A 17609-nucleotide genomic window follows, 5' to 3' on the forward strand; every position below is an offset into this window, starting at 1 on the left:
TCGCTCCCCGCTCCGTCAGGAGGAAAGGCCTTGAAAGACCTACTGAATCTGTTGAAAAACCAGGGTCAAATCGAAGAGTTCGACGCCATCCGTATCGGCCTGGCTTCGCCTGAGATGATCCGTTCGTGGTCGTTCGGTGAAGTGAAGAAGCCGGAGACCATCAACTACCGTACCTTCAAGCCGGAGCGCGACGGCCTGTTCTGCGCCAAGATCTTCGGCCCGGTGAAGGACTACGAGTGCCTGTGCGGCAAGTACAAGCGCCTGAAGCACCGTGGTGTGATCTGCGAGAAGTGCGGCGTGGAAGTGGCGCTGGCCAAGGTCCGTCGCGAGCGCATGGCGCACATCGAACTGGCTTCGCCGGTCGCCCACATCTGGTTCCTCAAGTCGCTGCCGTCCCGTATCGGCCTGCTGCTGGACATGACCCTGCGTGACATCGAGCGCGTGCTCTACTTCGAGAGCTACGTGGTGATCGACCCGGGCATGACCACCCTGGAGAAGGGCCAACTGCTCAACGACGAGCAGTACTTCGAGGCCATCGAGGAGTTCGGTGACGACTTCGACGCGCGCATGGGCGCCGAAGCGGTTCGCGAACTGCTCAACGCCATCGATCTGGATCACGAGATCGGCCGCCTGCGCGAGGAGATTCCGCAGACCAACTCCGAGACCAAGATCAAGAAGCTGTCCAAGCGCCTGAAGCTGATGGAAGCCTTCAAGGACTCCGGTAACCGTCCGGAGTGGATGGTCCTGACCGTCCTGCCGGTGCTGCCGCCGGACCTGCGTCCGCTGGTCCCGCTGGATGGCGGCCGTTTCGCGACTTCCGACCTGAACGACCTGTATCGCCGGGTGATCAACCGTAACAACCGTCTGAAGCGCCTGCTCGACCTGGCCGCTCCGGACATCATCGTGCGCAACGAGAAGCGCATGCTGCAGGAAGCCGTCGACGCCCTGCTGGACAACGGCCGTCGCGGCCGTGCCATCACCGGCTCGAACAAGCGCCCGCTGAAGTCCCTGGCCGACATGATCAAGGGCAAGCAGGGCCGTTTCCGTCAGAACCTGCTCGGCAAGCGCGTCGACTACTCCGGCCGTTCGGTGATTACCGTCGGCCCGACCCTGCGTCTGCACCAGTGCGGTCTGCCGAAGAAGATGGCCCTCGAGCTGTTCAAACCGTTCATCTTCGGCAAGCTGGAAATGCGTGGTCTGGCGACCACCATCAAGGCCGCGAAGAAGATGGTCGAGCGCGAGCTGCCCGAGGTCTGGGACGTTCTCGCCGAAGTCATCCGCGAACACCCCGTGCTGCTCAACCGTGCGCCGACCCTGCACCGTCTGGGCATCCAGGCGTTCGAGCCGGTGCTCATCGAAGGCAAGGCGATCCAGCTTCACCCGCTGGTCTGTGCCGCGTACAACGCCGACTTCGACGGTGACCAGATGGCCGTGCACGTCCCGCTGACCCTCGAGGCCCAGTTGGAAGCGCGCGCGCTGATGATGTCCACCAACAACATCCTGTCGCCGGCCAACGGTGATCCGATCATCGTGCCGTCCCAGGACGTGGTTCTGGGTCTGTACTACATGACCCGCGAAGCCGTTAACGCCAAGGGCGAGGGTCGAGTGTTCGCCGACCTGCAGGAAGTCGACCGGGTATTCCGTGCCGGCGAGGCGTCCCTGCACGCCCGCGTGAAAGTGCGCATCAACGAGACCGTCAAGGAAAAGGACGGCTCGATCACCAAGAACACCCGCATCGTCGACACCACTGTCGGCCGTGCCCTGCTGTTCCAGGTCGTGCCGGCCGGGCTGCCCTTCGAGGTGGTCAACCAGCCGATGAAGAAGAAGGCAATCTCCAAGCTGATCAACCAGTGCTACCGCACTGTCGGCCTGAAGGACACCGTGATCTTCGCCGACCAGTTGATGTACACCGGCTTCGCCTACTCGACCATCTCCGGTGTGTCGATCGGCGTGAACGACTTCGTCATCCCGGACGAGAAGGCGCGCATCATCGACGCCGCCACCGAGGAAGTGAAGGAGATCGAGAGCCAGTACGCCTCCGGCCTGGTGACCCAGGGCGAGAAGTACAACAAGGTGATCGACCTGTGGTCGAAGGCCAACGACGAAGTGTCCAAGGCGATGATGGCCAATCTCTCGAAAGAGCGGGTCATCGACCGCGAGGGCAAGGAAGTCGAGCAGGAGTCCTTCAACTCCATGTACATGATGGCCGACTCCGGCGCCCGGGGTTCCGCCGCACAGATCCGTCAGTTGGCCGGTATGCGTGGCCTGATGGCCAAGCCGGACGGCTCGATCATCGAGACCCCGATCACCGCGAACTTCCGCGAAGGTCTGTCGGTTCTGCAGTACTTCATCTCCACCCACGGTGCTCGTAAGGGTCTGGCGGATACCGCGCTGAAGACCGCGAACTCCGGTTACCTGACCCGTCGTCTGGTCGACGTGGCCCAGGACCTGGTAGTGACCGAAATCGACTGCGGCACCGAACATGGCCTGCTGATGACCCCGCACATCGAAGGCGGCGACGTGGTCGAGCCGCTCGGTGAGCGTGTGCTGGGCCGTGTGATCGCCCGCGACGTGTTCAAGCCGGGCAGCGAAGACGTCATCGTGCCGGCCGGTACCCTGGTCGACGAGCAGTGGGTCGAGTTCATCGAGCGCAACAGCATCGACGAAGTGATCGTGCGTTCGCCGATCACCTGCGAAACCCGCTATGGCATCTGCGCCAAGTGCTACGGCCGCGACCTGGCTCGTGGTCACCAGGTCAACATCGGTGAGGCGGTCGGTGTCATCGCCGCCCAGTCGATCGGTGAACCGGGTACCCAGCTCACCATGCGGACCTTCCACATCGGTGGTGCGGCCAGCCGGACTTCGGCAGCCGACAGCGTCCAGGTGAAGAACGGCGGTACCGTGCGTCTGCACAACCTCAAGCACGTCGAGCGTGCCGACGGCAACCTGGTGGCGGTGTCCCGCTCCGGCGAGCTGGCGATCGCCGACGACTTCGGCCGAGAGCGCGAGCGCTACAAGCTGCCGTACGGTGCGGTGATCTCGGTCAAGGAAGGTGACAAGGTCGATGCTGGCGCCATCGTCGCCAAGTGGGACCCGCACACCCACCCGATCGTCACCGAGATGGCCGGTACCGTGACCTTCGTGGGCATGGAAGAGGGCATCACCATCAAGCGCCAGACCGACGAACTGACCGGTCTGACCAACATCGAGGTGATGGACCCGAAAGATCGTCCGGCCGCTGGCAAGGACATCCGTCCGGCCGTGAAGCTGGTCGACGCCAACGGCAAGGAACTGCTGCTGCCGGGTACCGACGTGCCTGCACAGTACTTCCTGCCGGCCAACGCCTTGGTCAACCTGACCGACGGAGCCAAGGTGGGCGTGGGTGACGTAATCGCCCGTATCCCGCAGGAAACCTCGAAGACTCGCGACATCACCGGTGGTCTGCCGCGCGTTGCCGACCTGTTCGAAGCGCGTCGTCCGAAAGAGCCGTCGATCCTGGCGGAAATCAGCGGCACCATCTCCTTCGGCAAGGAAACCAAGGGCAAGCGCCGCCTGGTCATCACCCCGACCGACGGTAGCGATCCGTACGAGGAGCTGATTCCGAAGTGGCGTCACCTCAACGTCTTCGAAGGCGAACAGGTGAACCGCGGCGAAGTGATCTCCGATGGTCCGAGCAACCCGCACGACATCTTGCGTTTGCTCGGTGTCAGCGCGCTGGCCAAGTACATCGTCAACGAGATCCAGGACGTGTACCGCCTGCAGGGCGTGAAGATCAACGACAAGCACATCGAGACCATCCTGCGGCAGATGCTGCGCAAGGTCGAGGTCAGCGAGTCCGGCGACTCCAGCTTCATCAAAGGCGACCAGGTCGAGCTGACCCAGGTGCTGGAAGAGAACGAGAAGCTGGGCACGGACGACCGCTTCCCGGCCAAGTACGAGCGCGTGCTGCTGGGTATTACCAAGGCCTCGCTGTCCACCGAGTCGTTCATCTCGGCGGCCTCCTTCCAGGAGACCACCCGCGTCCTCACCGAGGCGGCGGTCACCGGCAAGCGCGACTTCCTGCGCGGCCTGAAGGAGAACGTGGTGGTGGGTCGTCTGATCCCGGCCGGTACCGGACTGGCCTACCACAGCGAGCGCAAGCGCAAGCGTGATGCCGGCAAGCCGGTTCAGGTGAGCGCCAGCGAGGCGGAAGCCCAGCTGTCGGAAGCGCTCAACAATCTGTAAGAAAGTGTGGGGTCCTGTAGCCTTCCCAGGCTGCAGGACCTGCCTTGACGGGGTGTGGCAAGCTCTTTAGACTTTTGTACCCCTAAATTTGGCGGGACCTTGGTCCTGCCATTTTGTTTATGTCGAAAGACAACAGTGGAGCTATAGATGGCAACTATCAACCAGCTGGTACGCAAGCCGCGCAAGCGTCTCGTCGACAAGAGCGACGTGCCTGCGCTGCAGAACTGCCCGCAGCGTCGTGGCGTGTGCACCCGCGTGTACACCACCACGCCGAAGAAACCGAACTCCGCACTGCGTAAAGTGTGCCGTGTTCGTCTGACCAACGGCTACGAAGTCACCTCCTACATCGGCGGTGAAGGCCACAACCTGCAAGAGCACAGCGTTGTGCTGATTCGCGGCGGCCGAGTGAAGGACCTTCCGGGTGTGCGTTACCACACCGTGCGCGGTTCGCTGGATACCTCCGGCGTGAAAGACCGTAAGCAGGGTCGTTCCAAGTACGGCGCCAAGCGTCCGAAATAATCCGTTTCCATTTATCTGAGTCGATAAGAGTAAGGTCGGGCGTGACCCTGGCGTCATGGTCCCGAGCTAACCTGAAGACCGTTTGAGGGCTTATCAATGCCAAGACGTCGTGTAGCAGCCAAGCGTGAGATCCTGGACGATCCGAAGTACGGAAGCCAGATCCTCGCCAAGTTCATGAACCACGTGATGGAAAGCGGCAAGAAGGCCGTAGCCGAGCGCATCGTTTACGGCGCGCTGGATACCGTCAAATCCCGCAAGAACAGCGATCCCCTGGAGATCTTCGAGAAAGCTCTCGACGCCATCGCTCCGCTGGTCGAAGTCAAGTCCCGCCGTGTAGGCGGTGCTACCTACCAGGTCCCGGTCGAGGTTCGTCCGTCCCGTCGCAACGCCCTGGCCATGCGCTGGCTGGTGGAAAGTGCGCGCAAGCGTGGTGAAAAGTCCATGGCCCTGCGCCTGGCTGGCGAGTTGCTGGATGCCTACGAAGGTAAAGGCGCCGCCGTCAAGAAGCGTGAAGACGTGCACCGTATGGCAGAGGCCAACAAGGCCTTCTCCCATTACCGTTTCTAAGAACCGCGCTTCACATCCCACGAGGATTTTATTGTGGCTCGTACAACTCCTATCAACCGCTACCGGAACATTGGTATCTGTGCCCACGTAGACGCGGGCAAGACCACCACTACCGAGCGGATCCTGTTCTACACAGGCGTCAACCACAAGATGGGCGAGGTGCACGACGGCGCCGCGACCATGGACTGGATGGTGCAGGAGCAGGAGCGTGGTATCACCATTACCTCCGCGGCTACCACCGCGTTCTGGTCTGGTTCCACCAAGCAATACGACAAGTACCGCGTCAACATCATCGACACCCCCGGTCACGTGGACTTCACTATCGAGGTGGAGCGTTCCCTGCGTGTGCTGGACGGTGCCGTGGTGGTGTTCTGCGGTACCTCCGGCGTTGAGCCGCAGTCCGAGACCGTATGGCGTCAGGCCAACAAATACGGTGTTCCGCGTATCGTCTACGTGAACAAGATGGACCGTCAGGGCGCCAACTTCCTGCGCGTGGTCGGCCAGATCAAGCAGCGCCTGGGCCACACTCCGGTTCCGGTGCAACTGGCGATCGGTGCCGAGGAGAACTTCCAGGGCCAGATCGACCTGATCAAGATGAAGGCGATCTACTGGAACGAAGACGACCAAGGCATGACCTACCGCGAGGAAGAGATTCCGGCGGAGCTGGCTGACCTGGCCGAAGAGTATCGCTCCAACATGGTCGAGGCGGCTGCCGAAGCCAACGAAGAGCTGATGAACAAGTACCTGGAAGGCGGCGAGCTGACGATCGAAGAGATCAAGGCTGGCCTGCGTCAGCGTACCATCGCCTGTGAAATCGTTCCGGCTGTTTGCGGTTCCTCCTTCAAGAACAAGGGCGTGCCCCTGGTTCTCGATGCGGTGATCGACTTCCTGCCGGCGCCGACCGAAATCCCGGCCATCAAGGGTACCCACCCGGATGACGAGGAGAAGGTCGACGAGCGGCATGCTGACGACAGCGAGCCGTTCTCGGCTCTGGCGTTCAAGATCGCGACCGACCCCTTCGTCGGTACTCTGACCTTCGCGCGTGTTTACTCGGGCGTGCTGAGCTCGGGCGACTCCGTGATCAACTCCGTCAAGGGCAAGAAGGAGCGCGTCGGCCGTATGGTCCAGATGCACGCCAACACCCGTGAGGAGATCAAGGAAGTACGCGCTGGCGACATCGCTGCTCTGATCGGCATGAAGGACGTCACCACCGGTGACACCCTGTGCGACATCGAGAAGCCGATCATCCTCGAGCGGATGGACTTCCCGGAGCCGGTTATCTCGGTAGCCGTGGAGCCGAAGACCAAGGCTGACCAGGAGAAGATGGGTATCGCCCTTGGCAAACTGGCCCAGGAAGACCCGTCGTTCCGCGTCAAGACCGACGAAGAGTCCGGCCAGACCATCATCTCCGGTATGGGTGAGCTGCACCTGGACATCCTCGTTGATCGCATGAAGCGTGAGTTCAACGTCGAGGCCAACATCGGCAAGCCGCAGGTGGCTTACCGTGAGACCATCCGCAATACTTGCGAGATCGAAGGCAAGTTCGTTCGCCAGTCCGGTGGTCGTGGCCAGTTCGGTCACTGCTGGATTCGCTTCGCGCCGGCCGACGAAGGTCAGGAAGGTCTGGAGTTCAAGAACGAAGTCGTGGGTGGTGTGGTTCCGAAGGAATACATCCCGGCGATCCAGAAGGGTATCGAAGAGCAGATGAAGAACGGTGTTATCGCCGGCTATCCGCTCCTCGGCCTGAAGGCTACCGTGTTCGACGGTTCCTACCACGATGTCGACTCGAACGAAATGGCGTTCAAGATCGCGGCGTCCATGGCGACCAAGCAGTTGTCCCAGAAGGGCGGTGCCGTTCTGCTCGAGCCGATCATGAAGGTCGAAGTCGTGACTCCGGAAGACTACATGGGCGACGTGATGGGTGACCTGAACCGTCGTCGCGGTCTGATCCAGGGTATGGAAGACAGCGTTTCCGGCAAGGTTATCCGCGCCGAAGTGCCGCTGGGCGAGATGTTCGGCTACGCTACCGACGTCCGTTCCATGTCTCAGGGGCGCGCGAGCTACTCCATGGAGTTCTCGAAGTACGCGGAAGCTCCGGCCAACATCGCCGAAGCTATCATCAAAAAACAAGGTTGATTCAGCCCTTTAAGTAAGAGGTTTACTGTCGTGGCTAAGGAAAAATTTGAACGTAACAAACCGCACGTCAACGTAGGCACCATCGGTCACGTTGACCACGGTAAAACCACCCTGACCGCAGCGCTGACCAAGGTCTGTGCCGAGACCTGGGGCGGTGCTGTCCGCGCGTTCGACCAGATCGACAACGCTCCGGAAGAGAAGGCGCGTGGTATCACCATCAACACTTCCCACGTTGAATACGATTCGCCGATCCGCCACTACGCCCACGTGGACTGCCCGGGTCACGCCGACTACGTGAAGAACATGATCACCGGTGCCGCCCAGATGGACGGCGCGATCCTGGTCTGCTCGGCTGCCGACGGCCCCATGCCGCAAACCCGCGAGCACATCCTGCTGTCCCGTCAGGTAGGCGTTCCGTATATCGTCGTGTTCCTGAACAAGGCCGACATGGTGGACGACGCCGAGCTGCTGGAGCTGGTCGAGATGGAGGTCCGTGACCTGCTCTCCACCTATGACTTCCCGGGCGACGATACCCCGATCATCATCGGTTCTGCGCTGATGGCGCTGAACGGCGAAGACTCCAACGAAATGGGCGTTTCCGCTGTTCGCAAGCTGGTGGAAACCCTGGATGCCTACATTCCGGAGCCGGTGCGTGCCATCGACCAGCCGTTCCTGATGCCGATCGAAGACGTGTTCTCGATCTCCGGTCGCGGTACCGTGGTAACCGGTCGTGTCGAGCGCGGCATCGTCAAGGTCCAGGAAGAGGTCGAGATCGTCGGTATCCGTCCGACCACCAAGACCACCTGCACCGGCGTGGAAATGTTCCGCAAACTGCTCGACGAAGGTCGTGCTGGCGAGAACGTCGGCGTGCTGCTGCGCGGCACCAAGCGTGACGAAGTGGAGCGTGGCCAGGTTCTGGCCAAGCCGGGCACCATCAAGCCGCACACCAAGTTCGAAGGCGAAGTGTACGTGCTGAGCAAGGAAGAGGGCGGCCGTCACACTCCGTTCTTCAAGGGCTACCGTCCGCAGTTCTACTTCCGTACCACTGACGTGACCGGTAACTGCGAGCTGCCGGAAGGCGTCGAGATGGTGATGCCGGGTGACAACATCAAGATGACTGTTACCCTGATCGCCCCGATCGCCATGGAAGAAGGTCTGCGCTTCGCGATCCGCGAAGGCGGTCGTACCGTCGGCGCCGGCGTGGTTGCCAAGATCATCGAGTAATCGAAGATCGCGCTAAGGAAAAGGCCCCTCTTGGGGCCTTTTCTGTTTGTTGATCATTTATTGACACCCTGGGGGCGCATCCGTACAATTGCGCCTCCTTTTATCGGGCGTATTGCGTTCGGTGGGGATGGCAACTTGGAGTCTGAGGTCAAAATGCAAAACCAACAAATCCGTATTCGGTTGAAGGCTTTTGACCATCGCCTGATCGATCAATCCACCCAGGAAATCGTGGAAACCGCGAAACGTACTGGTGCTCAGGTGCGTGGTCCGATTCCTCTGCCTACTCGCAAGGAGCGTTTCACCGTGTTGATCTCCCCGCACGTCAACAAAGACGCGCGTGATCAGTACGAGATTCGCACTCATAAGCGCGTGCTGGACATCGTTCAGCCGACCGACAAGACCGTCGATGCGCTGATGAAGCTGGACCTTGCTGCAGGCGTGGAAGTGCAGATCAGCCTCGGCTAAGACCTTGCGGTTTTAGTCGTGTAACGCTCTGAAATGGGCGGCCATAGCGGGTGAAAGCCCCGTACACTCATGAGGTTACAACATGACTATTGGTGTAGTCGGTCGTAAGTGCGGCATGACCCGCATTTTCACCGAAGAAGGTGTCTCCATTCCGGTTACAGTCATCGAGATTGAACCGAATCGCGTGACCCAATTCAAAACTGAAGAAAGCGACGGCTATCGCGCTGTCCAGGTTACCGTGGGCGAGCGTCGTGCTTCCCGCGTGACCAAGGCTCAGGCTGGTCACTTCGCCAAGGCGAGCGTCGCTGCTGGTCGTAGCGTCTGGGAGTTCCGCCTTGAAGAAGGTGAATACCAGGCCGGCGACCTGATCAATGCCGAGATCTTCCAGGCGGGCCAACTGGTCGACGTGACCGGTCAGTCGAAGGGTAAAGGCTTCGCCGGTACCATCAAACGCTGGAATTTCCGCGGTCAAGACAATACCCACGGCAACTCCGTTTCCCACCGCGTCCCGGGTTCCATCGGCCAGTGCCAGACTCCTGGCCGTGTGTTCAAGGGTAAGAAGATGTCCGGTCACATGGGCGCTGAGCGCGTGACCGTACAGTCCCTGGAAGTGGTTCGCGTTGACGCTGAACGCAATCTGCTGCTGGTCAAGGGTGCCATTCCTGGCGCTCCGGGCGGCGACGTGATTGTGCGTCCGGCAGCCAAGGCTCGCGGTTAAGGGGAAGCTGACATGCAATTGAGTGTTAATGGCGCACAAGCGATCGAAGTGTCCGAAGCGACCTTCGGTGGCGAGTTCAACGAAACTCTGGTGCATCAGGCTGTCGTGGCCTACATGGCTGCTGGTCGTCAAGGCAGCAAGCAGCAGAAGACCCGTTCCGACGTGTCCGGTGGCGGCAAGCGTCCGTGGCGCCAGAAGGGCACCGGTCGTGCCCGTGCCGGTACCACTCGCGGTCCGGTCTGGCGTGGCGGTGGTGTGACCTTCGCGGCCCGTCCGCAGGACCACTCGCAGAAGCTCAACAAGAAGATGTATCGCGCAGCCCTGCGCTCCATCCTCTCCGAGCTGGTGCGTAGCGACCGTCTGGTCGTGGTTCCGGACTTCTCCGTGGAAGCCCCGAAGACCAAGGCCCTGCTGAGCAAGCTGAATGGCCTGGGTCTGTCCGACGTGCTGATCGTCGCCGACTCGGTCGACGAGAATCTGTATCTGGCTGCTCGCAACCTGCCGCACGTCGATGTGCGCGATGTTCAGGGTTCCGATCCGGTCAGTCTGATCGCTTTCGACAAGGTGCTGATCACCGTGTCGGCGGTTAAGAAGTTCGAGGAGCTGCTGGGATGAACCAGGAACGCGTATTCAAAGTGCTGCTTGGCCCGCACATCTCCGAGAAGGCCACAGTTCTGGCCGAGAAGAAAGGCCAGTTCGTTTTCAAGGTTGCCACCGATGCAACCAAGCTGGAAATCAAGAAGGCCGTCGAAAGCCTGTTCAGCGTCAAAGTCGAGCGTGTGACTACCCAGAACGTTCTGGGCAAGAGCAAGCGTACCGCACGTGGCCTAGGCAAGCGTAACGACTGGAAGAAGGCGATCATCGCCCTTCAGCCGGGCCAAGATCTCGATTTCACCAGCAGTGCTGAGTAAGGAAGGGGTGCATCATGGCAATCGTTAAATGCAAACCGACTTCCGCTGGCCGCCGTTTCGTGGTCAAAGTGGTCAATCAGGAGCTGCACAAAGGCGCTCCTTATGCTCCGCTGCTCGAGAAGAAGTCGAAGTCCGGTGGTCGTAACAACAACGGCCGCATCACCACTCGCCACGTTGGCGGTGGTCACAAGCAGCATTACCGTCTGGTCGATTTTCGTCGCAACAAGGATGGCATCCCTGCCATCGTCGAGCGCATCGAATACGACCCGAACCGTACTGCTCACATCGCTCTGCTGAAGTACGCCGACGGTGAGCGTCGCTACATCATCGCGCCGAAAGGCGTGAGCGCTGGCGACCAGCTGATCTCGGGCGCAATGGCGCCGATCAAGCCGGGTAACAGCCTGCAGTTGCGCAACATTCCGGTGGGTTCGACCGTTCACGGTATCGAGCTGAAGCCGGGCAAAGGCGCGCAGATCGCTCGTTCCGCTGGTGCTTCCGCCCAGTTGGTGGCCCGCGAAGGTGCCTATGTGACCCTGCGTCTGCGCTCCGGTGAGATGCGCAAGGTACTGGCCGAGTGCCGTGCGACCCTGGGCGAAGTCTCCAACTCCGAGCACAGCCTGCGCTCGCTGGGTAAGGCTGGTGCCAAACGCTGGCGCGGCGTTCGTCCGACCGTTCGTGGTGTTGCCATGAACCCGGTCGACCACCCGCATGGTGGTGGTGAAGGTCGTACCTCCGGTGGTCGTCATCCGGTGTCGCCGTGGGGCTTCCCGACCAAGGGCGCGAAGACTCGTGGTAACAAGCGCACCGATAACATGATCGTCCGTCGTCGCAAGTAAATAGAGGGATACGACAGTGCCACGTTCTCTGAAAAAAGGTCCTTTTATCGATCTTCACCTGCTGAAGAAGGTCGAGGCGGCGGTGGAAAAGAACGATCGCAAACCGGTTAAGACCTGGTCGCGTCGTTCGATGATCCTGCCGCAGATGGTCGGTCTGACCATCGCTGTGCATAACGGCCGTCAACATGTCCCGGTCCTGGTGAGCGAAGACATGGTTGGCCACAAACTCGGCGAGTTCGCTGCTACCCGCACCTATCGTGGGCACGTGGCTGACAAGAAAGCCAAGCGTTAAGGGGTAAGGAATGATGGAAGTAGCCGCTAAGTTGTCGGGCGCTCGAATCTCCGCCCAGAAGGCCCGCTTGGTCGCCGACCAGATCCGCGGGAAGAAGGTGGGTGAAGCGCTCAACCTCCTGGCTTTCAGCAATAAGAAAGCCGCCGAGATCATGAAGAAAGTGCTGGAGTCGGCCGTAGCCAACGCCGAGCACAACGAGGGCGCGGACGTGGACGACCTGAAGGTCTCCACCGTTTTCGTCAACGAGGGGCGTTCGCTTAAGCGCATCATGCCGCGTGCCAAAGGCCGCGCTGATCGCATCGTCAAGCGGTCTTGCCATATCACTGTCAAGGTTGCGGACAAGTAACGGAGTCGATCAGATGGGTCAGAAAGTACATCCCGTTGGCATCCGCCTGGGAATCGTCAAGGATCATACTTCCGTCTGGTATGCAGACGGTCGGACTTACGCGGACTACCTGTTCGCGGATCTGAAAGTCCGTGAGTATCTCCAAGACAAACTAAAAAGCGCGTCCGTAAGCCGTATCGATATCCATCGCCCGGCGCAAACCGCACGCATCACCATCCACACCGCCCGTCCCGGTATCGTGATCGGCAAGAAAGGTGAGGATGTCGAGAAGCTGCGTCAGGACCTGACCAAGCAAATGGGTGTGCCGGTGCACATCAATATCGAAGAGATCCGCAAGCCGGAGCTCGACGGTATGCTGGTTGCGCAGAGCGTAGCTCAGCAGCTGGAGCGTCGCGTGATGTTCCGTCGCGCCATGAAGCGTGCTGTACAGAACGCCATGCGTATCGGTGCCAAGGGCATCAAGATCCAGGTGAGTGGTCGTCTCGGTGGCGCGGAAATCGCCCGTACCGAGTGGTATCGCGAAGGTCGTGTGCCGCTGCACACCCTGCGTGCCGATATCGATTACGCCACCTACGAAGCGCACACCACCTACGGTGTGATCGGTGTGAAGGTTTGGATCTTCAAGGGCGAGGTCATTGGTGGCCGCCAGGAAGAGCTGAAGCCTGTCGCTCCGGCGCCTCGCAAGAAAGCTGCTAAGTAAGGAGTACGCAACATGCTGCAACCAAAGCGTACAAAATTCCGCAAGCAGATGACCGGCCACAACCGTGGTCTGGCTCATCGCGGTAGCAAAGTGAGCTTCGGCGAATTCGCGCTGAAGTCCGTTGCTCGTGGTCGTCTCACCGCTCGCCAGATCGAGTCTGCGCGTCGTGCGCTGACCCGTCACGTCAAGCGTGGCGGCAAAATCTGGATCCGCGTGTTCCCGGACAAGCCGGTCACCAAGAAGCCCCTGGAAGTGCGGATGGGTAAAGGTAAGGGTAGCGTCGAGTACTGGGTAGCCCAGATTCAGCCGGGCAAGGTGCTCTACGAGATCGAAGGCGTTTCCGAAGAGCTGGCCCGTGAGGCGTTCGCCCTGGCCGCTGCGAAGCTGCCGATTGCTACCTCCTTCGTTAAGCGGACGGTGATGTGATGAAAGCGAACGAACTTCGTGGCAAATCCGCGCAGGAGCTGAACGAGCAATTGCTCGGTCTGCTGCGCGACCAGTTCAATCTGCGTATGCAGAAAGCGACTGGCCAGTTGGGGCAGTCTCACCTGCTCTCGCAAGTGAAGCGCGACATCGCTCGCGTGAAGACTGTGCTCACTCAGCAGGCAGGTAAGTAATCATGGCTGAAGCTCAGAAAACCGTCCGTACGCTGACCGGCCGTGTCGTCAGCGACAAAATGGACAAGACCATCACCGTTCTGATCGAGCGTCGCGTCAAGCACCCGATCTACGGTAAGTACGTCAAGCGTTCGACCAAACTGCACGCCCATGACGAAAGCAACCAGTGCCGCGTTGGCGATACCGTCTCGATCCGTGAGACCCGCCCGCTGGCCAAGACCAAGTCTTGGACCCTGGTTGAGATCGTCGAACGCGCAGTCGAAGTCTAAGAGCTCAGGGTCGGAGAAATTTTATGATTCAGACTCAATCCATGCTCGATGTCGCTGATAACAGTGGCGCGCGTCGTGTTATGTGCATCAAGGTGCTCGGCGGTTCCCACCGTCGTTACGCCGGTATTGGTGACATCATCAAGGTGACCGTGAAGGAAGCGATTCCGCGCGGCAAGGTGAAAAAGGGTCAGGTAATGACTGCGGTCGTGGTGCGTACCCGTCATGGTGTGCGTCGTCCGGACGGCTCGATCATTCGCTTCGACGGTAACGCTGCTGTTCTGCTGAACAACAAGCAGGAGCCGATCGGTACCCGTATCTTTGGGCCCGTGACCCGTGAGCTTCGTTCCGAGAAGTTCATGAAGATCGTCTCGCTCGCCCCTGAAGTTCTGTAAGGAGATCCGACATGCAAAAGATTCGTCGTGACGACGAGATCATCGTGATCGCCGGCAAGGACAAGGGTAAGCGCGGTAAGGTGCTGAAGGTGCTCGCTGACGACCGTCTGGTCGTCGGCGGGGTCAACCTGGTCAAGCGTCATACCAAGCCGAACCCGATGTCGGGCGTACAAGGCGGTATCGTCGAGAAAGAGGCGCCGCTGCACGCATCCAACGTGGCCATCTTCAATCCGGAAACCAGCAAGGCTGATCGCGTTGGTTTCAAAGTCGAAGACGGTAAGAAAATTCGTGTCTTCAAGTCGAACCAGAAGCCGGTCGACGCTTGAGCACTGCTAGGTAGATACCATGGCACGACTAAAAGAGATTTACCGGAAAGAAATCGCGCCCAAACTGAAGGAAGAGCTTCAGTTGGCGAACGTGATGGAAGTTCCGCGCATTACCAAAATCACCCTGAACATGGGCCTGGGCGAAGCGATCGGTGACAAGAAGGTCATCGAGAGCGCCGTCGCCGATCTGGAGAAGATCACCGGCCAGAAGCCTGTCGTGACTTACGCTCGTAAGTCCATCGCAGGCTTCAAGGTCCGCGAAGGCTGGCCGATCGGTGTCAAGGTGACCCTGCGTCGCGATCGTATGTACGAGTTCCTGGATCGCCTGCTGTCCATCTCCCTGCCGCGCGTGCGTGACTTCCGCGGCCTGAATGCCAAGTCCTTCGACGGTCGTGGCAACTACAGCATGGGCGTGAAAGAGCAGATCATCTTCCCGGAAATCGATTACGACAAGATCGATGCACTGCGTGGTCTCGACATCACCCTGACCACCACTGCCCGTACGGATGATGAAGGTCGCGCGCTGCTGCGTGCTTTCAGCTTCCCGTTCCGCAACTGATTGGAGTAGGACATGGCCAAGAAGAGTATGAAGAACCGCGAGCTGAAGCGTCAGCAAACGGTTGCCAAGTTCGCCAAGAAGCGCGCTGAGCTGAAGGCTATCATCGTCAACCCGAACTCCACTCCGGAGGCTCGTTGGGAGGCGCAGATCGCTCTGCAGAAGCAACCGCGTGATGCCAGTGCCAGCCGTCTGCGTAATCGCTGCCGCCTGACCGGTCGTCCGCACGGCGTGTACCGCAAGTTCGGCCTCGGCCGTAACAAGCTGCGCGAAGCCGCAATGCGTGGCGATGTACCGGGTCTGGTCAAGGCCAGCTGGTAATGATCGCTTGAGAGTGCCGCCCGAAAGGGCGGTTCCCTCCGCGTGAAAATGAATCAAGCCCCTTCTGGGGCTTGATTCATTTATGAACGGTCTCTAAAATGACCGGCTCGCCAGAGCCAGGCCTGTTTTTTGCCGGGCGTTCGTGGCGGTACCAAGTGGCCGCAAGGCCATTCCTTTTTGTTTTAGGAGCATCTAGCCCATGAGTATGCAGGACCCGTTAGCGGACATGCTAACTCGTATCCGTAATGCCCAGATGGCTGAAAAGTCTGTCGTAAGCATGCCGTCCTCCAAGCTGAAGGTGGCGGTGGCCAACGTTCTCAAGAGCGAAGGTTACATCACGGGATATCAAGTCAGCAGCGATGCCAAGCCGCTGCTGTCCATCGAGCTGAAGTACTTCGAAGGCCGTCCGGTTATCGAGGAGCTGAAGCGTGTGAGCCGTCCTGGCCTGCGCCAGTACAAATCCGTAGACCAGCTGCCGAAAGTGCGTGGTGGCCTGGGCGTGTCGATTGTCTCCACCAACAAAGGTGTGATGACTGATCGTGCTGCTCGCGCTGCTGGCGTGGGCGGCGAAGTCCTCTGCACTGTGTTCTAAGGGGGGATAAGCATGTCTCGCGTTGCTAAGAACCCCGTCAAGCTGCCCGCTGGCGTAGAAGTCAAGCTGGCTGGTCAGCAGATCTCGGTGAAAGGTGCCAAGGGCGCTCTCGAGTTGAACCTGCATCCGTCCGTTGAAGTCCAGCAGGAAGCAGGTGAACTGCGTTTTGCTGCGCGCAATGGCGATCAGCAGAACAAAGCCATGGCCGGTACCACCCGTGCCCTGGTCAACAACATGGTGATCGGTGTCAGCCAGGGCTTCGAGCGCAAGCTCCAACTGGTCGGCGTTGGTTACAAGGCGCAAGCCAAAGGTCAAGTGCTGTCCCTGGCTCTCGGCTTCTCGCACCCGATCGACTATGAGTTGCCGCAAGGCGTTACCGCCGAAACCCCCAGCCAGACCGATATCGTCATCAAGGGTATCGACAAGCAGCTGGTCGGTCAGGTGGCCGCCGAGATCCGCGACTTCCGTCCGCCGGAGCCTTACAAAGGTAAGGGCGTGCGTTATTCCGATGAAGTCGTTCATCGTAAAGAAGCTAAGAAGAAGTAGGGCATAGCAAATGAGCGTAAAGAAAGAAACTCGTCTGCGTCGCGCTCGCAAGGCACGCCTGAAAATGCGCGAGCTGGAATCCGTACGCCTCTGCGTGTACCGCTCTTCCCAGCACATCTACGCCCAGGTCATTTCGGCCGACGGCGCCCAGGTCCTGGCCAGCGCCTCGACCTTGGACAAAGCACTGCGTGACGACGCTACCGGCAACGTCGACGCGGCCAAGAAAGTGGGTCAGTTGGTGGCCGAGCGCGCGAAAGCCGCTGGCGTCACCAAGGTGGCTTTCGATCGTTCTGGCTTCAAGTATCACGGTCGCGTCAAGGCGCTGGCCGATGCTGCTCGTGAAGGCGGACTGGAGTTCTAAGTTATGGCAAATAACGACCAAAAGCGCGACGAAGGCTACATCGAGAAGCTGGTCCAGGTTAACCGCGTTGCCAAGACCGTCAAAGGCGGTCGTATCTTCACCTTCACCGCGCTGACCGTGGTGGGTGATGGCAAGGGTCGCGTCGGTTTCGGCCGTGGCAAGTCCCGTGAAGTGCCGGCCGCCATCCAGAAGGCGATGGAAGCTGCGCGTCGCAACATGATCCAGGTGGACCTGAACGGCACCACCCTGCAGTACGCGATGAAGTCCGCCCATGGCGCTTCCAAGGTGTACATGCAGCCGGCATCCGAAGGTACCGGCATCATCGCCGGCGGCGCCATGCGTGCCGTGCTGGAAGTGGCTGGTGTGCAGAACGTGCTCGCCAAGTGCTACGGCTCCACCAATCCGGTCAACGTGGTTCACGCCACCTTCAAGGCTCTGAAGGACATGCAGTCCCCGGATTCCGTGGCTGCCAAGCGTGGCAAGAGCGTCGAGGAGATTCTCTAACCATGGCTAACGCAACTGTCAAAGTCACGCTGGTCAAGAGCGTGAATGGCCGTCTGGCCAACCACAAGGCGTGCGTCAAGGGCCTCGGTCTGCGTCGCATCGGTCACACCGTCGAGGTTCTGGATACTCCGGAAAACCGCGGGATGATCAACAAGGCCTATTACCTTCTGCGTGTGGAGGGTTAAGA

25 protein-coding genes are annotated in these 17609 nt (G+C 59.9%); all 25 read left to right on the top strand.

From position 1 onward, the window contains the following. The first annotated feature begins 30 nt into the window (after window positions 1-30). The 25 genes from rpoC (at window position 31) to rpmD (ending at window position 17607) form a co-directional block, all read left to right on the top strand. A complete protein-coding gene (rpoC, locus tag PSEWESI4_RS15865) occupies window positions 31-4224 on the top strand; it encodes a DNA-directed RNA polymerase subunit beta' (protein ID WP_187672186.1) in 4194 nt (1397 codons plus the stop codon). Between the two features lie 147 nt (window positions 4225-4371). Continuing rightward, window positions 4372-4743: a 30S ribosomal protein S12 gene (gene rpsL / locus PSEWESI4_RS15870; protein ID WP_187672187.1), complete on the top strand. Its 372-nt coding sequence runs from the start codon at window positions 4372-4374 to the stop codon at window positions 4741-4743. A 96-nt stretch (window positions 4744-4839) separates the two neighbouring features. Continuing rightward, window positions 4840-5310: a 30S ribosomal protein S7 gene (gene rpsG, locus PSEWESI4_RS15875; RefSeq protein ID WP_187672188.1), complete on the top strand. Its 471-nt coding sequence runs from the start codon at window positions 4840-4842 to the stop codon at window positions 5308-5310. Between the two features lie 33 nt (window positions 5311-5343). Beyond that, on the top strand, window positions 5344-7446 hold the full coding sequence (gene fusA / locus PSEWESI4_RS15880; RefSeq protein WP_187672189.1) for an elongation factor G: 2103 nt from the start codon (window positions 5344-5346) through the stop codon (window positions 7444-7446). Window positions 7447-7476: 30 nt separating this feature from the next. Further along, window positions 7477-8670, top strand: a complete 1194-nt coding sequence (tuf, locus tag PSEWESI4_RS15885) for an elongation factor Tu (RefSeq protein ID WP_187672178.1) — start codon at window positions 7477-7479, stop codon at window positions 8668-8670. A 153-nt stretch (window positions 8671-8823) separates the two neighbouring features. Further along, the gene (rpsJ, locus tag PSEWESI4_RS15890; protein WP_003103876.1) at window positions 8824-9135 is read left to right on the top strand and encodes a 30S ribosomal protein S10; all 312 of its coding nucleotides are present in this window, start codon (window positions 8824-8826) and stop codon (window positions 9133-9135) included. An 82-nt stretch (window positions 9136-9217) separates the two neighbouring features. Then, complete coding sequence (gene rplC, locus PSEWESI4_RS15895) at window positions 9218-9853, top strand: 50S ribosomal protein L3 (protein WP_187672190.1); 636 nt, start codon at window positions 9218-9220, stop codon at window positions 9851-9853. A 12-nt stretch (window positions 9854-9865) separates the two neighbouring features. Continuing rightward, complete coding sequence (gene rplD, locus PSEWESI4_RS15900) at window positions 9866-10468, top strand: 50S ribosomal protein L4 (RefSeq protein ID WP_187672191.1); 603 nt, start codon at window positions 9866-9868, stop codon at window positions 10466-10468. Next, window positions 10465-10764 carry a 50S ribosomal protein L23 gene (gene rplW, locus PSEWESI4_RS15905; RefSeq protein ID WP_187672192.1) on the top strand — a complete coding sequence of 100 codons (300 nt, stop codon included), beginning with the start codon at window positions 10465-10467 and terminating at the stop codon, window positions 10762-10764. Before rplD ends, rplW begins: the two co-directional genes overlap by 4 nt. Before the next feature lie 14 nt (window positions 10765-10778). After that, a complete protein-coding gene (gene rplB / locus PSEWESI4_RS15910; protein WP_187672193.1) occupies window positions 10779-11600 on the top strand; it encodes a 50S ribosomal protein L2 in 822 nt (273 codons plus the stop codon). A 16-nt stretch (window positions 11601-11616) separates the two neighbouring features. After that, window positions 11617-11892: a 30S ribosomal protein S19 gene (rpsS, locus tag PSEWESI4_RS15915; protein ID WP_187672194.1), complete on the top strand. Its 276-nt coding sequence runs from the start codon at window positions 11617-11619 to the stop codon at window positions 11890-11892. 13 nt (window positions 11893-11905) lie between these two features. Then, complete coding sequence (gene rplV, locus PSEWESI4_RS15920; RefSeq protein ID WP_014854224.1) at window positions 11906-12238, top strand: 50S ribosomal protein L22; 333 nt, start codon at window positions 11906-11908, stop codon at window positions 12236-12238. Window positions 12239-12251: 13 nt separating this feature from the next. After that, window positions 12252-12938, top strand: coding sequence for a 30S ribosomal protein S3 (gene rpsC, locus PSEWESI4_RS15925; RefSeq protein WP_187672195.1), 687 nt, complete (start codon window positions 12252-12254; stop codon window positions 12936-12938). A gap of 12 nt (window positions 12939-12950) precedes the next feature. Then, window positions 12951-13364: a 50S ribosomal protein L16 gene (gene rplP / locus PSEWESI4_RS15930; protein ID WP_187672196.1), complete on the top strand. Its 414-nt coding sequence runs from the start codon at window positions 12951-12953 to the stop codon at window positions 13362-13364. Further along, the gene (gene rpmC / locus PSEWESI4_RS15935; protein ID WP_187672197.1) at window positions 13364-13555 is read left to right on the top strand and encodes a 50S ribosomal protein L29; all 192 of its coding nucleotides are present in this window, start codon (window positions 13364-13366) and stop codon (window positions 13553-13555) included. The genes rplP and rpmC overlap by 1 nt, the downstream gene beginning before the upstream one ends. Window positions 13556-13557: 2 nt before the next feature. Continuing rightward, complete coding sequence (gene rpsQ / locus PSEWESI4_RS15940; RefSeq protein ID WP_187672198.1) at window positions 13558-13824, top strand: 30S ribosomal protein S17; 267 nt, start codon at window positions 13558-13560, stop codon at window positions 13822-13824. Window positions 13825-13847: 23 nt separating this feature from the next. Next, the gene (rplN, locus tag PSEWESI4_RS15945; protein ID WP_003289207.1) at window positions 13848-14216 is read left to right on the top strand and encodes a 50S ribosomal protein L14; all 369 of its coding nucleotides are present in this window, start codon (window positions 13848-13850) and stop codon (window positions 14214-14216) included. A gap of 11 nt (window positions 14217-14227) precedes the next feature. Then, window positions 14228-14542, top strand: a complete 315-nt coding sequence (gene rplX, locus PSEWESI4_RS15950) for a 50S ribosomal protein L24 (protein WP_187672199.1) — start codon at window positions 14228-14230, stop codon at window positions 14540-14542. Between the two features lie 19 nt (window positions 14543-14561). Beyond that, on the top strand, window positions 14562-15101 hold the full coding sequence (rplE, locus tag PSEWESI4_RS15955; RefSeq protein ID WP_187672200.1) for a 50S ribosomal protein L5: 540 nt from the start codon (window positions 14562-14564) through the stop codon (window positions 15099-15101). A gap of 12 nt (window positions 15102-15113) precedes the next feature. Then, the gene (gene rpsN, locus PSEWESI4_RS15960; protein ID WP_187672201.1) at window positions 15114-15419 is read left to right on the top strand and encodes a 30S ribosomal protein S14; all 306 of its coding nucleotides are present in this window, start codon (window positions 15114-15116) and stop codon (window positions 15417-15419) included. Between the two features lie 199 nt (window positions 15420-15618). Beyond that, window positions 15619-16011 (top strand): 30S ribosomal protein S8, encoded by a 393-nt coding sequence (rpsH, locus tag PSEWESI4_RS15965; RefSeq protein ID WP_187672202.1) that lies wholly within the window; start codon window positions 15619-15621, stop codon window positions 16009-16011. Window positions 16012-16023: 12 nt separating this feature from the next. Further along, the gene (gene rplF, locus PSEWESI4_RS15970) at window positions 16024-16557 is read left to right on the top strand and encodes a 50S ribosomal protein L6 (RefSeq protein WP_187672203.1); all 534 of its coding nucleotides are present in this window, start codon (window positions 16024-16026) and stop codon (window positions 16555-16557) included. 10 nt (window positions 16558-16567) lie between these two features. Beyond that, complete coding sequence (rplR, locus tag PSEWESI4_RS15975) at window positions 16568-16918, top strand: 50S ribosomal protein L18 (RefSeq protein WP_187672204.1); 351 nt, start codon at window positions 16568-16570, stop codon at window positions 16916-16918. 3 nt (window positions 16919-16921) lie between these two features. Then, window positions 16922-17422: a 30S ribosomal protein S5 gene (gene rpsE / locus PSEWESI4_RS15980; protein WP_187672205.1), complete on the top strand. Its 501-nt coding sequence runs from the start codon at window positions 16922-16924 to the stop codon at window positions 17420-17422. Between the two features lie 2 nt (window positions 17423-17424). Next, window positions 17425-17607, top strand: coding sequence for a 50S ribosomal protein L30 (rpmD, locus tag PSEWESI4_RS15985; protein WP_187672206.1), 183 nt, complete (start codon window positions 17425-17427; stop codon window positions 17605-17607). Window positions 17608-17609 lie beyond the last annotated feature (2 nt).

The organism is Zestomonas carbonaria, assembly GCF_904061905.1.
Classification (GTDB): domain Bacteria; phylum Pseudomonadota; class Gammaproteobacteria; order Pseudomonadales; family Pseudomonadaceae; genus Aquipseudomonas; species Aquipseudomonas carbonaria.

What these genes read in the sequence shown, in the direction of transcription:
- rpsL (WP_187672187.1), top strand. Translation starts at nt 4,372, where the DNA reads ATGGCAACTATCAACCAGCTGGTACGCAAGCCGCGCAAGCGTCTCGTC.
- rpsG (WP_187672188.1), top strand. Translation starts at nt 4,840, where the DNA reads ATGCCAAGACGTCGTGTAGCAGCCAAGCGTGAGATCCTGGACGATCCG.
- rpsJ (WP_003103876.1), top strand. Translation starts at nt 8,824, where the DNA reads ATGCAAAACCAACAAATCCGTATTCGGTTGAAGGCTTTTGACCATCGC.
- rplC (WP_187672190.1), top strand. Translation starts at nt 9,218, where the DNA reads ATGACTATTGGTGTAGTCGGTCGTAAGTGCGGCATGACCCGCATTTTC.
- rplD (WP_187672191.1), top strand. Translation starts at nt 9,866, where the DNA reads ATGCAATTGAGTGTTAATGGCGCACAAGCGATCGAAGTGTCCGAAGCG.
- rplW (WP_187672192.1), top strand. Translation starts at nt 10,465, where the DNA reads ATGAACCAGGAACGCGTATTCAAAGTGCTGCTTGGCCCGCACATCTCC.
- rplB (WP_187672193.1), top strand. Translation starts at nt 10,779, where the DNA reads ATGGCAATCGTTAAATGCAAACCGACTTCCGCTGGCCGCCGTTTCGTG.
- rplV (WP_014854224.1), top strand. Translation starts at nt 11,906, where the DNA reads ATGGAAGTAGCCGCTAAGTTGTCGGGCGCTCGAATCTCCGCCCAGAAG.
- rpsC (WP_187672195.1), top strand. Translation starts at nt 12,252, where the DNA reads ATGGGTCAGAAAGTACATCCCGTTGGCATCCGCCTGGGAATCGTCAAG.
- rplP (WP_187672196.1), top strand. Translation starts at nt 12,951, where the DNA reads ATGCTGCAACCAAAGCGTACAAAATTCCGCAAGCAGATGACCGGCCAC.
- rpmC (WP_187672197.1), top strand. Translation starts at nt 13,364, where the DNA reads ATGAAAGCGAACGAACTTCGTGGCAAATCCGCGCAGGAGCTGAACGAG.
- rpsQ (WP_187672198.1), top strand. Translation starts at nt 13,558, where the DNA reads ATGGCTGAAGCTCAGAAAACCGTCCGTACGCTGACCGGCCGTGTCGTC.
- rplN (WP_003289207.1), top strand. Translation starts at nt 13,848, where the DNA reads ATGATTCAGACTCAATCCATGCTCGATGTCGCTGATAACAGTGGCGCG.
- rplX (WP_187672199.1), top strand. Translation starts at nt 14,228, where the DNA reads ATGCAAAAGATTCGTCGTGACGACGAGATCATCGTGATCGCCGGCAAG.
- rplE (WP_187672200.1), top strand. Translation starts at nt 14,562, where the DNA reads ATGGCACGACTAAAAGAGATTTACCGGAAAGAAATCGCGCCCAAACTG.
- rpsN (WP_187672201.1), top strand. Translation starts at nt 15,114, where the DNA reads ATGGCCAAGAAGAGTATGAAGAACCGCGAGCTGAAGCGTCAGCAAACG.
- rpsH (WP_187672202.1), top strand. Translation starts at nt 15,619, where the DNA reads ATGAGTATGCAGGACCCGTTAGCGGACATGCTAACTCGTATCCGTAAT.
- rplF (WP_187672203.1), top strand. Translation starts at nt 16,024, where the DNA reads ATGTCTCGCGTTGCTAAGAACCCCGTCAAGCTGCCCGCTGGCGTAGAA.
- rplR (WP_187672204.1), top strand. Translation starts at nt 16,568, where the DNA reads ATGAGCGTAAAGAAAGAAACTCGTCTGCGTCGCGCTCGCAAGGCACGC.
- rpsE (WP_187672205.1), top strand. Translation starts at nt 16,922, where the DNA reads ATGGCAAATAACGACCAAAAGCGCGACGAAGGCTACATCGAGAAGCTG.
- rpmD (WP_187672206.1), top strand. Translation starts at nt 17,425, where the DNA reads ATGGCTAACGCAACTGTCAAAGTCACGCTGGTCAAGAGCGTGAATGGC.